This is a genomic window from Azospirillaceae bacterium (assembly GCA_028283825.1).
Taxonomy (GTDB): Bacteria; Pseudomonadota; Alphaproteobacteria; order Azospirillales; family Azospirillaceae; genus Nitrospirillum.
The window spans coordinates 442224-456356 of sequence record JAPWJW010000002.1; the positions used below are offsets into that span (position 1 = coordinate 442224).

Annotated in this window: 15 protein-coding genes; 4 read left to right on the top strand and 11 right to left on the bottom strand. The window is 66.7% G+C overall.

Features of this window, described 5'->3' with window-relative positions:
- Positions 1–2: 2 nt before the first annotated feature.
- Positions 3–1181 (bottom strand): GGDEF domain-containing protein, encoded by a 1179-nt coding sequence (locus PW843_10700; protein ID MDE1147072.1) that lies wholly within the window; start codon positions 1179–1181, stop codon positions 3–5.
- A 129-nt stretch (positions 1182–1310) separates the two neighbouring features.
- Positions 1311–2231 (bottom strand): ion channel, encoded by a 921-nt coding sequence (locus tag PW843_10705; GenBank protein MDE1147073.1) that lies wholly within the window; start codon positions 2229–2231, stop codon positions 1311–1313.
- Between the two features lie 302 nt (positions 2232–2533).
- On the opposite strand from PW843_10705, the gene PW843_10710 reads away from it, so the two are divergent.
- Positions 2534–4429 (top strand): potassium transporter Kup, encoded by a 1896-nt coding sequence (locus PW843_10710; protein ID MDE1147074.1) that lies wholly within the window; start codon positions 2534–2536, stop codon positions 4427–4429.
- Positions 4430–4566: 137 nt separating this feature from the next.
- A complete protein-coding gene (bfr, locus tag PW843_10715) occupies positions 4567–5043 on the top strand; it encodes a bacterioferritin (GenBank protein ID MDE1147075.1) in 477 nt (158 codons plus the stop codon).
- Between the two features lie 27 nt (positions 5044–5070).
- Here the strand turns inward: bfr and PW843_10720 are convergent, their stop codons facing one another.
- From PW843_10720 to PW843_10735, 4 genes are all read right to left on the bottom strand, one after another.
- Positions 5071–6033: a sulfotransferase gene (locus PW843_10720; GenBank protein MDE1147076.1), complete on the bottom strand. Its 963-nt coding sequence runs from the start codon at positions 6031–6033 to the stop codon at positions 5071–5073.
- Positions 6034–6042: 9 nt separating this feature from the next.
- A complete protein-coding gene (locus PW843_10725) occupies positions 6043–6438 on the bottom strand; it encodes a hypothetical protein (protein ID MDE1147077.1) in 396 nt (131 codons plus the stop codon).
- 196 nt (positions 6439–6634) lie between these two features.
- Positions 6635–6880 carry a hypothetical protein gene (locus PW843_10730; GenBank protein ID MDE1147078.1) on the bottom strand — a complete coding sequence of 82 codons (246 nt, stop codon included), beginning with the start codon at positions 6878–6880 and terminating at the stop codon, positions 6635–6637.
- Complete coding sequence (locus tag PW843_10735) at positions 6880–8403, bottom strand: radical SAM protein (protein ID MDE1147079.1); 1524 nt, start codon at positions 8401–8403, stop codon at positions 6880–6882. Before PW843_10735 ends, PW843_10730 begins: the two co-directional genes overlap by 1 nt.
- Positions 8404–8719: 316 nt before the next feature.
- On the opposite strand from PW843_10735, the gene PW843_10740 reads away from it, so the two are divergent.
- Positions 8720–9178, top strand: coding sequence for a hypothetical protein (locus tag PW843_10740; GenBank protein MDE1147080.1), 459 nt, complete (start codon positions 8720–8722; stop codon positions 9176–9178).
- Between the two features lie 12 nt (positions 9179–9190).
- A complete protein-coding gene (locus PW843_10745; protein ID MDE1147081.1) occupies positions 9191–10585 on the top strand; it encodes a carbohydrate porin in 1395 nt (464 codons plus the stop codon).
- Between the two features lie 19 nt (positions 10586–10604).
- Here the strand turns inward: PW843_10745 and PW843_10750 are convergent, their stop codons facing one another.
- The 5 genes from PW843_10750 to PW843_10770 form a co-directional block, all read right to left on the bottom strand.
- Entirely contained in the window at positions 10605–11108 is a 504-nt protein-coding gene (locus PW843_10750) for a hypothetical protein (protein ID MDE1147082.1), read from the bottom strand.
- A gap of 1 nt (position 11109) precedes the next feature.
- A complete protein-coding gene (locus PW843_10755) occupies positions 11110–12066 on the bottom strand; it encodes a hypothetical protein (protein ID MDE1147083.1) in 957 nt (318 codons plus the stop codon).
- Positions 12067–12148: 82 nt separating this feature from the next.
- On the bottom strand, positions 12149–12481 hold the full coding sequence (locus tag PW843_10760; GenBank protein ID MDE1147084.1) for a 2Fe-2S iron-sulfur cluster-binding protein: 333 nt from the start codon (positions 12479–12481) through the stop codon (positions 12149–12151).
- A gap of 5 nt (positions 12482–12486) precedes the next feature.
- A complete protein-coding gene (locus PW843_10765) occupies positions 12487–13581 on the bottom strand; it encodes an aromatic ring-hydroxylating dioxygenase subunit alpha (protein MDE1147085.1) in 1095 nt (364 codons plus the stop codon).
- A gap of 117 nt (positions 13582–13698) precedes the next feature.
- Complete coding sequence (locus PW843_10770) at positions 13699–14097, bottom strand: hypothetical protein (protein MDE1147086.1); 399 nt, start codon at positions 14095–14097, stop codon at positions 13699–13701.
- Between the last annotated feature and the right edge of the window lie 36 nt (positions 14098–14133).

The following is a 14133-nucleotide window of genomic DNA, read 5'->3' on the forward strand; positions in this document are numbered from 1 at the left end:
CATCAAGCCACTTCAGACAGGGTCTGCCGGATGAAGGGCAGGGGGTTGCCGGGGGAGAAGGTATAGCGGTTGCGCCCCGCCCGCTTGGCGGCATACATGCGCAGGTCGGCCATGGCCACCAGGTCGTGCCAGTCCTGGGTGTTGTCGGAGATGCGTTCGGCCAGGCCGACGCAAGCCGTCTGCGGCACGCCGTTGGGGCGCGGCCCCAGGCCGGCGGCGGCCAGGCGCTCGATTACCGGCAGGGCGTCGTGGATGGTGGTTTCCGGCAGGATCAGCAGGAATTCCTCGCCACCCCAGCGGATCAGGGTGTCGCTCTCCCGCACGTTCTCCCGGATGCGCCGCGCGGCCCCTTGCAGCACCTGGTCGCCCGCCTCATGGCCATAGCGGTCGTTGACGTCCTTGAACTGGTCCAGGTCGATGAAGGCCAGGGTCAGGGGCTGGTCCAGCTGCTGGGCCCGGGCGAAACGGGCGGCCAGCAACTCCGCGCCGCCCTGGCGGCTGAACGCCCGGGTCAGGCCGTCGCGGTTGGCCTGGTCGGTCAGGGTGATCAGCAGGCGCAACTGGCACATTCCGGCGATGCCGGCGATGCCGGCCGTCACCACCACGTGCCACAGGGCGATCACCATCGCCTCCCCCTCCAGCACCTGAGGCCACAGCGTCATGGACAGGGCGGTGGTGACCACGATGGCCAGGGCCGCCAGCCCGCTTTCCAGCATGGTCAGGGGGAAGATGGCCAGGCCGGCCGCCGTGATATAGGGCAGGTCGTTGTAGGCGGTGGAACTGGTGGCGCCCAAGCCGGTCACCCCGAACAGCTGCAGCACCGTCTCGGCCCATAGGTAGAAGGCCAGGATGACGCCGATCAGCAGGCTCATGACCGGGGCGATGCCCAGGCGGCCACGGCGCCAGCGCGGATGACAGGCCAGGGCCAGGAAGGCTGCGGCGGCCACCAGGCGCCCGCCCGCCAGCGCGCCCCACACCGGCCAGTCGAACGTCACGAAATCCACCACCGTCCAGGCCAAGGTCAGCGCGCACAGCAGCAGCGCCAGGGTGCGCACCCGCGTCGTGACCAGGCTGTGGCGTTCGCGCGCCGCCCCGTGGGCATGCGCGCCCGGGTTCAGCAGCTGCCGGCCTTCGCCGGTACCCAGTATCTGACCCAAGGTGATGAACGGTTGCCGCGGCACCCCTAAGACTCCAGACAGGAGAAGCGGCCCGGGTTCGGCGTTTTGAAGCGCCTAACCTAAGCCTTCCGGTCTATCTATATCGGGTGGTCTATTAATATTGCGTTTGCGAAGGGTTATCTAACCCTAAGGCTAGGATGTGGGCTCCGGCCCGGTTTTGGGCAAACGTTGCGGTTCCACGTCGTGGAAGCGGGTGAAGTCCAGCAGGCGGTGGCCGTCGTCGCGCAGATTGATGATGTCGACGAAGCGCTGGCCCCACAGCGCGTCCCCGATGTCATAGGTTTTGCGGCTGTAGACCTTCTGGGAATAGTTCTCGTCCGTGCCGCTCAGCAGGACGATGAAGCTGGCCTGGGCCTGGCGCAGCGTCCATTCCGTCTGGCCGTACAGGGGGCTGGCCTCGTCGATCCTGTGGATGATGCTCCACGACAGGGCGAACAGGGGCGACTTGGCGCGCAGCAGCTTCAGCTCGTCGAAACCCCGCATCTGCGTGCCCTCCGCCGTGATGCGCATGGTGCTGAGCGATATGCTGGCCTCGGCCTCCAGGATCTGGTTGCCGCGCTGGTTGCCCGCCCGCAGCATCAGGACGGGCATGCCGTCGTGCTGGGTGAACAGGATGTTGCGGCTGAACATGATCAGCGCCTTGGGCCGGGAAAAGCGGGCGAAGATCAGGCCGGTGATCTGGGCCACGCCCAGCATGCCGGTGAAGGATTCGGCCGCCGCCACGCCGTTGGCATAGATGGTGTTGGGCGCCATGACGCCGTAGCCCATGGTGCCCAGGGTCTGCACGCTGAAGAAGAAGGCGTCGGCGAAGGACCCGATGCGGGCGTTGGTGACGCCGCCCGGCTCCGCCAGGTAGAGGCCGGCGAAAACCAGGTTGGCGACGATGTAGACGGCCAGCGCCAGGCCGAAGAATCCGCCCCAGGAAATGCTTAACAAAAAGTGATAGGGGTCCTGCCAGCGCACCGCCGGTACCCCTTTCAGGGTGGCGAAGGGGCGGCCGTCGACGGTGATGCGGCGTTGGTGCAGGCGGTCCAGGCGGCGGTGCGGGGCCAAGGGAAAAACCGTTTGTTCAGCGGGGGTTGGACGGGTTTCCTCACCATAGCCCAAGCGGCGGAAAATGTCGTTTTTTCAAGCGGTCGGCGGGGCCCTCCGATGCTGCACCTGCGATGTGATTGTTGACTGACGCCGCAATCCGTCCCAGGGTGGGGCGTGGTCGATCCGGCCCGCCTTGCCACCGATGTCGTGTTACCTCCGTCGTTTCGTCGCTATTGGAAGCCTACCTCTTTTAGCCATGTCACCCGACCGGACCCAGACACGCCGTCCTAACGCAGTTCACGCCGATCTCATCCGACCCCATGCAATCCAGCCACTCTAGCGACCAGCACGGTGCCGGCCGCCGCCACTGGGCCCTGACCCTCGGGGCGCTGGGTGTCGTCTACGGCGACATCGGCACCAGCCCCCTCTACACCATGCACACGGCGTTCGACCCGGTGATCACCGGCATGCCGCTGACCGAAGGCAACATCTTCGGCTTCCTGTCCATGGTGTTCTGGTCCCTGGTCCTGGTCGTCACCGCCAAGTACGTGGTCCTGATCCTGCGCGCCGACAACAAGGGCGAGGGCGGCATCCTGTCGCTGTCCACCCTGGCGCTCAGCGGCAAGGACCGGTCGCGCTCGCAACGGCGCCTCATGACCGTGCTGGCCATGCTGGGCCTGGCGCTGTTCTACGGCGACGGTATGATCACGCCGGCCGTGTCGGTCCTGTCGGCGGTGGAGGGGCTGGAGATTTCCGCCCCCGATGTCCAGCACTGGGTGGTGCCCATCACCGTCGTCATCCTGGTGGGCCTGTTCCTGATCCAGAGCGGCGGCACCAACACGGTGGGCCGCGTGTTCGGCCCGGTGATGACCTTCTGGTTCTTCGGCCTGGCGGTGATGGGCCTGGCCCACATCGTCCAGGTGCCGCACGTGCTGAAGGCGCTGGACCCCCGCTTCGCCCTGGACCTGGCCTTCAACCACGGCTGGTCGGTGTTCTACATATTGGGGGCGGCCGTCCTGTCCTTCACCGGGGCGGAGGCGTTGTACGCCGACATGGGCCATTTCGGCCGCACGCCCATCCGCCACGCCTGGGTGGGCCTGGTCTTCCCCTCATTGGTGCTGAACTATTTCGGCCAGGGCGCCCTGCTGCTGAAGCACCCCGACGCCATCAGCAACCCCTTCTTCCTGATGGTGCCGGAAGCCCTGCAGCTGCCGCTGGTGGTGCTGTCGACGGCGGCCACCATCATCGCCAGCCAGGCGGTGATCTCCGGCGTGTTCTCGCTGACCCGCCAGGCGGTGCAGCTGGGTTACATGCCGCGCATGGAAATTCGCCACACCTCGGAAAGCGAGATCGGCCAGGTCTACGTGCCGCGCATCAACTGGGCCCTGCTGGTGGCCGTGGTGGCGCTGGTGCTGGTGTTCGGCAGTTCGGCCAAGCTGACCGACGCCTATGGCCTGGCGGTGACCGGCAGCATGGCCATCACCACCATCATGGCGCTGTTCACCGCCCGCGATGTCTGGGGGTGGAGCCGCGCGCGCGCCGGGCTGGTGTTCGGTTTCTTCCTGATCGTGGATTTCAGCTTCCTGACGGCCAACTGCCTGAAGATCCCCCAGGGTGGCTGGCTGCCCCTGACGGTGGGCCTGCTGGTGTTCACCCTGGTTTCCACCTGGCGGGTGGGGCGCAAGGTGCTGTACGACCGCATCTACCGCGACGCCCTGCCGATGTCGTTGTTCCTGGAACGGGCGGACCGCACGCCGGTGCGCGTGGCCGGCACGGCGGTGTTCATGACCGGCAGCGTCGACAAGGTGCCCCACGCCCTGCTGCATAACCTGAAGCACAACAAGGTGCTGCACGAGCGTGTGGTGCTGATGCGCGTGCTGACCGAGGAAGTGCCCTGGGTGGTGCGCGAACGCCGCGTGTCGGTGGAAAAGCTGGGCAAGGGCTTCTTCTCCGTCACCGCGCACTTCGGCTTCATGGAACAGCCCAACGTGCCGCGGGCCCTGGCCGAATGCCGGCCGCTGGGCCTGGCCATCGACCTGGCGGAGACGTCGTTCTTCCTGGGCCGTGAAACCCTGGTGCCGTCGTCACGCTCCGACCTCACCCGCTGGCAGGAGCAGGTTTTCATCGCCCTGTCGGCCACCGCCCTCTCCGCGACGACTTTTTTTGACATCCCCCCCAACCGAGTAGTGGAATTGGGGACCCAAGTCGAAGTTTAATAGGCGCCGAAGCCATTGATACGGCTCAATGATACTGCGATGCATTATCGAAAACTTGAGCTTGTATTCATGGCCCCTCGTTGATGCTATGCATTTGGCCCGCCGCACCGGGCCCGCCTAAATAAGGAGAATAAGTGATGAAGGGCGATCCGCAGGTCATCGCGCACCTGAACAAGATCCTGACCAATGAGCTGACCGCCATTAACCAGTACTTCCTGCATGCCCGCATGCTGAAGAACTGGGGCCTGATGCGTCTGGCCAAGAAGGTCTATGAGGAATCGATCGGCGAGATGAAGCACGCCGACAAGCTGATCGAGCGTATCCTGTTCCTGGAAGGCCTGCCCAACCTGCAGGACCTGCTGAAGCTGAAGATCGGCGAGGACGTGCCGGAGATGTTCGAGGGTGACCTGTCCATCGAAACCTTCAACCGCACCTGCCTGCAGGAAGCGATGAAGTACGCCGAGTCCGTGCGTGACTTCCAGAGCAAGGAGATCTTCCGGGAGATCCTGGAGGACACCGAGGAACACATCGACTGGCTGGAAACCCAGCAGGACCTGATCAACCGCGTCGGCCTGCAGAACTACCAGCAGGAACAGATGACCGAAGGGTCGTAAGGCGAACGCCTTCCCTGGACCATTGCCTCAGGAAAAGGCCGGGCGCGTCGCGTGCCCGGCCTTTTTCATGGGCGGCGGTGGGGCGGGACCGTCCGTGACGTAGCCCAGTTCGGACGCCAGGGCGTGCAGCACCTGGGCCAGGCGGTCGTCCATGGCCCAGTCCGCCACCCGGCCCAGATCCGTGGGCAATGGCGGCGGCACCAGCGTGGGTGCCGCCTGGAAATGCGGGTCGTTGCCCAGGCGCGCGTTGCGCGGCCCCGGGTGGGCGTAGGGCGACGCCTCCGGGTGGTGGGCCGCCGCCAGGGCCGCGGCACTCCTGTCCACCCCTAGCCATTCGGCCAGGCGGGGCATCACCCCCGCCGGATCGGCCAGCAAATCCTCCCCCCGCAGCAACAGGGTCCGCGCCGGCGGCAGGGCCTGGGTGAAGGTCAGGATGCGCGTGTGGCTGGCGCACCAGACCAGGGCCGCCCGCGCCTCACGGCTGCCGGGCTTTCGCGTCCGGCCGCCGCCGGGGGCCATGGCGACATGCCCGCGCAGCGAGGGCAGGGCGGTCGCCGGATGCCGCGTCACATGCAGGAACCTGGCGTCGGGATAACCGGCGTCCGCCCGGGCCAGCGCCGCCGGGAACAGCGCCGTCAGAGGGCTTTTGTCGATGGCGGCGCGGGGGGCCACCTCCCGCCGCAGATGGTCGAACAGGTCCCGCACCGGCCAATCCCGCCGCGCTTCCAGCCAGTCCCGCGCCGCCGCCACGGTGCCGGCCGTCTGGCGCCCCTCATGCACCTGCGCCAGTGCCCGCAACAGCCCGGACATCAGCCCGGCCGGCAGCAGCAGCAGTTCATCCACCGTGTCGCCCAGGAACAGGTTCAGTTCCGGGAACCCGTACAGGTCCGGATGTTGCCCCAGCATGGCGCAGATGACGGAGGAGAAGGACCGCGGCGGGCACAGGATGAAGACCGGCGGCGGCAGGGGCCGCTGGCCGGATGCCGGCATGCCGGCCGCCTATTTCGGCGTTTCCTTCGCCGCCTTGGCGGTGATGGTCGTCGTCCTTGCGCGCGTCTTCTTGATGGCGGCGATGCTGTCCGACAGCTCCACGATGCTTTCGTCCACCTTGGTGCCGATCATGATGACCACGCCCACCACGACGTAGACATAGGTCTGGGCGACCTGGCCGCCGCTGCCGCCGATGTCGCGGGGGATCAACTGCGACAGGCGCTTGCCCGCCAGCGCCGCGCGGTCGGCGGAATCGATCTGCACGCCCAGTTCCCGCAAGGTCTCGGCGGGGTGCAGGTCCAGCTTCTGCCGGAAATGCGGATCGCTGGCGACGCGGTCCAGCGCCGTGGCGAAGGTATGCGGATCCAGCTTGGTGGTCCGCGCGGGGACGGCCTTGGTGACCATGGCTCAGTGCCTCCTTCCTGGTGGTTCCGATGCAGGCATACGCACGGGCATTTGATCGTGACCGCTCAAATGCCCCCTCAGGCGGCGGGCGCCGGCATCCGCCGGCTAGGGCTTCCTCGCTTTCCAGTCCGCTTCGCTACCCGCAAAGCTCCGGCGGCCCCGCTTGGGGCCTACGGCGGCATTCATGCCGCCGGCGTCAGAACATCAGCATCCAGTCGGCGTTGACGCCCAGCGACCGGGACAGCCGCCGGCCCGCCACGGCCGCCTGTTCGCGGGGATTGAGCGCGACACCCAGTTGGCCCAGCGCCGCGACGGGATCGTCCTCCAGCCGCCGGCGCAAATCCGGGTCTAGCGCCACCTGGCGGAGGACCACGGCCAGCCGCCGCTGCCGGTCACCGCCGGCGGGACGGCGCCGCAGCCGGGGGGCCCGCGTCACGGCCATCAGTCCACCCCCACGAAGTGGCGCTGGGGGATGCCGACCTCCATGGGGGGCAACCCGGCCGATGGCGGCATCGGGGCCGCCGCCGGCGCCCGCCCGGGGTGGGCGATCTGGCGCAGGCTGGCCAGGCCGGTGTCGGTGGTATCCAGGCTTTCGCGGGGGAAACTCTGGTGGATGGCCAGGGGGAAGGCGAATTCGATCATCTTGCGGCCGGGCGTCATCAGCTTGGCCAGCCACTTCAGCTGTTCCACCATGTCGCCCACCTCCCATATCTCCGCGGGCGTCAGTTGCACGCCGCTGCGGAACATGTAGGGGTCGCGGAAGAAGCCGTAATCGTCGTACATGGCCTCGGTCACCACGGCCCGGCGGCGGTCCTCTTCCCACAGGCGCGAGCCGGGGATCTGGCAGTACCATTGCAGCAGGACGCGCACGCCGTAGGTGGCGTGCAGGTGCATGGCGAAGCGGATGGTCTTCTCCACCTCCGCCCGGGTTTCCCAGGGCAGGCCCAGGATGAAGGAATAATCCACCTGTTCGCTGAGGTTATGCTGGTGCAGCACCCGGGCCGCGTCCTCCAGGATCTTGCAGGTCGATCCCTTGCCGATGCGTTTCAGCCCCTCGTCATAGCCGCATTCAGCCCCTACCAGGAACTGGCAGGTGAACTCCGCGATGCTGTCGACGAAGCCGGGCCACAGCAGGTCGGTGGCCCGGCTGTCGTAGACCAGCTTGGGATGCAGGCCCCGCTGCCGAATGACGGTGGCGATCTCGATGGCCCGCTTCGGGTTCATGGAGAATTCGTCGTCGATGATGTGGGTGGTGCGATAGCGCGTGCGCGGCAAATGCGCCATGACGGCTTCCAGCCGGTCCACGAACCGCTCCGCCGCCATGCCGCGCCAGCTTTGCCGGTAGGACGTGCTGCAGAAGGAACAGTCGAAGGCGCAGCCGCGCGAGGATTCGATGGCCAGGCCCTTATAGATTCCGGCCGGCAGGGCGGCGTAGTCGGGCAGGGGGAATTCCGGCAGGGCGCTCTTGTCGATCTTGGGCGCCACCGCGTTGCGCACGATCTCCCCCTCCGCCGTGCGCCAGGACAGGTTGGGCACGGCGCTCAGGTCGCCCTTGCCCTCCAAGGCCGCGCACAGGGTGGGCAGCGCCACCTCGCCCTCGCCGCGCACCACGTACTGGACGTCGAAATTGCGCAGCAGGTGCCGGTCGAACATGGTGGGGTGGATGCCGCCCAGCACGATGGGCGCGTCCACGCCGGCACGGCGCAACTGCCGGATCACGTCATGCGCGGTGGGCCAGGACATGGAGGTGGCGCCGATGCCGATCAGCCCGCACTGGCCCAGATCCTCCAGCCAGGGCCGGACGCTGCGGGAACCGGCGGCAATCAGGTCGACCAGGGTGACGTCGTGCCCGGCGCTGCCCAGCACCCCCGCCAGCATGTAGATGCCGTAGGGCGGGCATTCCCGCACCGCGTCCATGGCGATGGGCCGCAGCCGGCCCCAGGACCGTCCGCCTTGATAATCCATGATGGGGGGTGCAATCAGCGCAACTTTCACGTTGGCCTCCGCGTTCATGGGGCCACTATTGGTGGATGATTGCTATGTTGCAACCTTTAATCGGCTAAAATGGACGCCAGACACGCCATGGGTACAACTAAAGGTCATGTCGCGCCTGGTGTCCCGATGGTCGGCTCCATTGTGGTTTTGTGACAATGCCAGGTTGCGGCGGCGGCCCCCGCCCCCGCTGTGCTATCCCATCGTCATCCCAGGCGACCCTTGAGATGCCGCAATGTTCCGCCGCCCGCCGTTTCCCCGCCTTTCCCCGCCATCGCGCCGGGATTTGATGCTGGGGGCGGTCGTGGTGATGGCGATGACGCCGGCGGGCTGGGCGCAAGCGGCCGCACTGCCCGTGACGGTGGTGGGGGACCTGCCGGGGTTCCTGCCGCGCGAGGCCGCACCCTTCCTGGCCACCGTGATGACCACGGCCGGCATGAACACGCCCGGCGGCGGCCAGTCCTTCATCCCGGCCGGCCTTGCCGCCCCCGACCGGGTGGAATGGACCTTCCGCCCCAACCCCTATGCCGGTGGCGCCTCACGCAGCGTGGGCCCGCCCCGGTCCAGCGCCGGCCGGCTGTTCGGCGTGCACCGCCTGATCTCCGCCGAACTGCGCCTTTACCAGGGCGGCCGCTACCAGACCGAGGTGTTTGGTGAGGCGGAGGTGCAGGGTGGCCGCCGGGACGCCGATTTGCAGACCTTCGTGTGCGACATGACCCGGCGTCTGCTGGACGCGGCGGCGCAATAGGGGGCATGGGCGATGGCGCGACGTACCCTGTTCCCCCTCCTGCTGGCCGGTCTGCTGCTGGCCCTGCCGGCCCGGGCGCAGGACGCGGCCCCCGATGCGGCGAGCGCGGAGGGTCCCGGCTTCCGGGATCGCGACAGTCTGACGGGCGACTGGGGCGGTGTGCGCACCCGCCTGCTGGACGACGGCCTGTCCCTGAACCTGGTCTATGTGGGGGAGGCGCTGACCCTGGCGCAGGGCGGCGTGCAGCGGGAAACGGTGGGCGAGGGCCGGCTGGAGGCGACGGTGGAACTGGACGCCCAGGCGGCGTTCGGCTGGCACGGCCTGCTGCTGCACGCCACCGCCTACGGCATCCACGGCGCGGGGCTCAGCCGCTGCTGCCTGCAGAACATCGCCACCGTCAGCAATATCGAGGCGCTGCCCGGCCCGCGCCTGTTCACCCTGTGGGCGCAGCAGACTCTGTGGGACGGCCAGGTTTCCGTCCGGGTCGGCCAACTGGCGGCGGATGACGAATTCGTCACCAGTCGGGGGGCGGCGCTGTTCGTCAACGGCACCTTCGGTTGGCAGGCCATCACCGGCGCCGACCTGCCGGGCGGCGGCCCCGCATATCCCCTGGCCACCCCCGGCGCCCGGGTCAGCGTCTCGGCGACGCCGGAACTGTCCTTCCTGGGGGCGGTCTTCGCCGGCAATCCGGCGGCCAGTGCGGTGGGCGAGGCCCAGGCCCAGGATGCCAGCGGCACCACCTTCAGCTTTTCCGGCGACGTCTTCGCGGTGATGGAGGCGCAGTACCAGCCGGTGATCGCCGGCGCCGACGACCGGCTGTCCCCCACCTTCAAGCTGGGCGCCTGGTTCCACGGCGGCCCCTTCCATGATGAGCGCCAGGCCGCCGACGGCCTGACCCAGGCCGATCCCAGCTCGGGCGGCGTGCCCGCCACCGACACCAACGACTGGGGCGTCTACGGCGTGGCCGACGTCCAGCTGTGGCACAGGGGCGACAAGCCGGATGCGGGCCTGTCGGCCTTCCTGCGCCTGGCGGGCGCGCCGGCGGACCGCAACCTGATTGCCTTCTACGCCGACGGCGGCCTGACCTGGAAGGCCCTGCTGCCCGGCCGGGCCGACGATACGCTGGGCCTGGCGGTGGCCTACGCCCAGATCGGCTCGGCCGCCAGCGGCCTGGACCAGGACTACCGCCACTACGGGCGTCCCTTCTACCCGGTGCGCGACCATGAGGTGCTGCTGGAACTCAGCTACCAGGCGGTGGTGGCCGGCTGGGCCACCATCCAGCCGGACGTGCAGTACGTCATCCACCCCGGCGGCAACGTGCCGCTGCCCGGCCAGGCCGCGGGGACGGGCGCCAGCGTGGTGGGCAACGGCCTGGTCCTGGGCCTGCGCACCAGCATCCGGTTATAGAGGCATGTGGCGCGGGTGCCTAAGAGCAGCCTATGTCCATGGAAAAGATGATCCATCGGTTGAAGGGCTTGAACATCCAGGCGTCACCCCCGCAATTCGGCGAATGGACGTTCACCAGTGCGACCCGCCACATCAGCATGCGGACCAGATTGGCGGACAATATTTTCCCCGCCTTGCACTTGAAGCGGGGAGCATTGTAAAAGATAGCACCTTCTTGGCATTCTACGTATTTTGTATTCTCGCTTCCATTGTGTATTATTATGCCAGGGTGTCGGCTCTCAAGATATTTAATGACTCCGTCATCAGGGTCATTATAATCAATTGATAAATAAAACTCTTCACGATAATCCCCGCTCCATAGGTTATTACCTTCCGTATAAGCATAGATAGCTGTTAAAGCCGGTTGCACCCTGTCTTCCTCGGAAATGGAAAACGGGCGAAATTCCCACATGAGGAAAAGACAGAGAAGTATTGAACATGAAAGGCTCGATATGATTTTGCATATCGGCAGGCGGTCTATCATGTCAGCGATTCCCATTTCCGCCCCCCATATGGCGAAGCGCGAAGCTGTCCGCGCAGCACTCTTCGTTCCCTCCGTTCCCTCCGCAATGGCCACCTTGGTTCTGGTGTCCCCACTCATGCATGATTGCGAATTCCATTGTCTCAGCCGGTGTGGTGTCACCCAGTCCGGGGATATACGCGGCGGCGGCAGATGTCCGGTAAATCTCGCTATAGCCGCCACGCGTAAAGCCGCCCACGATTTTGTAGCCGTTGTCGTCGTGATCCTTATCCGCCCCTTTCAAGGACGGATATTTTCTGGGGTTGCCGTCCGGCCCCACAGTGGTGAAGTACGGCACAAACTTGAAATCCGGGAACAGCTTGTCCATCAGCGTGCTCTGGGTCGGCAGGGTGCCGGCGTCACGCAGCTTCTTCAGGACGTCATTGAACAGCTTTTCCCCGTCTTGCGCGTTAAGTAGCGTGCCGGCCTTGGGATAGAAGATGCCGCAGGTCTTTCCGCCTGCCGCTTGGGGCTGGGTTCCGGCAGCCAACGCGTATCCTTCATGGGACTGTGCCGTGTCCGCCGCCCCGTCATTCCCCGTCCAGCGTCCGTGGTCATCGCGTGGCTGATCGGGGCTGTACTTCGCCAAATCGTCGTTGGCCCGCGCCAGGCGGGCGGCCGCGTCCCAATCCAGTTCGGGCAGGCGCAGATGCACGGCGCGGATCATGGCATGCGCCAGTTCCCCCCGGTTCAGCGCGTCGGCGATCTTGGCAAGGCCGGGCAGCACGGCGGCGCCCGGGTCCGTTCCGGCGTAGGCCCGGCGCAACAGCGTCGTCACCTCTACCGCCGGACGGACCTGCAAGCCGCCGGCGCCTTTGGTCAGCAGGGGCACGCCAGCCAAGGCCAGGCCATCGTCCGTGCAACGGACACCCAAACCGCCCGGGCTGCTGTCCAGGCGGTAACGGCGCTGCCAACCATCCATGCTCGCTCTCCTCGGTTGATGGAAGAGCACCTTATGTTCTTATTTCGTTCTTGTCAACCTAGGCGCGAGTGGCTGTTCCCCATCAATCCTCCGGCGCCACCGTCACCGTCAGCCCGTCCAGCGCGTCGATCAGGGGGATTTGGCAGGATAGGCGGGATCGGCCGTCGCGGTGGGATGAGCTGTCCAGCAGATCGTCCTCGTCCCCGCCGACAGGCGGCAGGGCGCCTACCCAAGCGGGATCGACATAAACGTGGCAGGTGGCGCAGGAACAGCACCCGCCGCACAGCGCCAGGATGCCGTCCACCCCGGCATCGCGCAGCGCCTCCATCAACGTGACGCCGCTGGCGGCCTCCACCACTTGAGACGCGCCGTCGCGGGTTTGGACATGGATCCTGATCTCGGGGTTGGGGGGCATGGGGCTCAGTCCGCCATTTCCAGGGCCCTGTCGGGCGCCAGGCCCTTCTCGGCGGCGATCATCTTTTCGATCTCACGCACCGCCATGACGGGGGCGCGGTCGATGGCGATGGCGGTGAACTGGCGCACGCCGGTGCGTTCCTGCTCCACCTGGATGGCCGACGCCATCTCGTTGTCCTCGACATAGGTCTTGTCCAGGTTGATGCGCAACTGCGTCTCCCACTCCGCGTCGCCGACGCGGTAGTTGCGGACGTGCAGCCAGAAGAAGTGGGTGGCCTTCTCGCTTTCCGGGGTCAGGAACTTGTAGCTGAAGGTGCGCAGGCCCCGGTCCATGTTCTCGTCCGTGTACTCCAGGCCGGACGGCATGGACACGATCTCCACCAGCGACACGGTGGGCAGGAAGAAGGCGAAGAACTGGCCGCGATCCACCTTGGTCCCGTCGCTGAACGCGCCGCTCTGCCGGTCGAAGGGGGAGGGCGGGGTGTTCTTCAGCCAGCGATAGGCGACGATGCCCTTCCGCCCGTTCTCATCCACCCGCTTGACGTTGACCGGTTCGTCCTTGGCGGCGGGGTTGCCGATGGTCTGCTTGTGCAGGAAGGTGGTGTGGGCCGGATCCATCAGGTTCTCCACCTCGATCCGGTAGTTGGCGGCGTGGTGCTGATAGCCGTGGTCCAGCACCGCCCAGCCCGGTTCCCCATGCTTGCGCACCAGGGGCAGCAGGGCCTCGTCCGCCAGCGCCCTGTCGCCCATCCACACCCAGATCAGGTTGTAGCGTTCCACCGCCGGGAAGCTGCGGGTCTTCGCGGTGGGCGGGATCATGGCCTGGCCGGGCACGTGCACGCAGTCGCCGGCGCCATTGAACTCCAGCCCATGATAGCCGCAGCGCAGATGGCCGTTGACGCAATCGCCCATGGACAGGGGCGCCAGGCGGTGGGGGCAGCGGTCGGTCAGGGCGGCGATGCGCCCGTCGCCCTGGCGGAACAGCACGATGCGCTCATCCAGCATCTGGCGGGCGAACGGCTTGTCCGTCACCTCCCCCGACCAGGCGGCGGCGTACCATTGGTTCATGACGTACTTGCCGACGGACTGCGGTAGTTCCATCGCACCCTCCCTGGTTTATTTTCACCCAGGCTAAGGGGCGCGCCGCCGGCCCGGCAATGGCCATTTCCCGTGAACTTCTGTTGCAGGATCGGGGACAATGACGGTTAAGCCGCCGCATCACCGCAGGGGAAGTTGCGGGCCTTTCAGGTAGATGGCGTCGCGGGCGGACGTCTCGATGATGATGCCGCCCCCCGGATCCAGTATCCACGGATAGGTCTTGCCGGAGGTCGTGGACAAATGCCCCTTGGCGGAGCATTGCGTGATGGTGGCGGTTTCATAGAAGGCCGGCGCGGACACCTCCTTGGCCTTGGCCAGCCAGGCCAGCACCTGGGCGTCGGACGGCCTGAAGCGCCCGCAAACCTCTTCCGATTCGATGTTGGTCTGCTGCGGCCGGAAAAGGCCGGTTTCCTCCACCACGACCGTCTGGACCGTGATGGATCGCGGCTTGGCCCAGCTTGGTGCCGGACAGAGGACAAGGGCGGCCGTCAGCGCCCATCCATGCCACTTTCCCATCATGCTACCCCCCTGATGGCCCGGCTTTTTCAAGGTGCG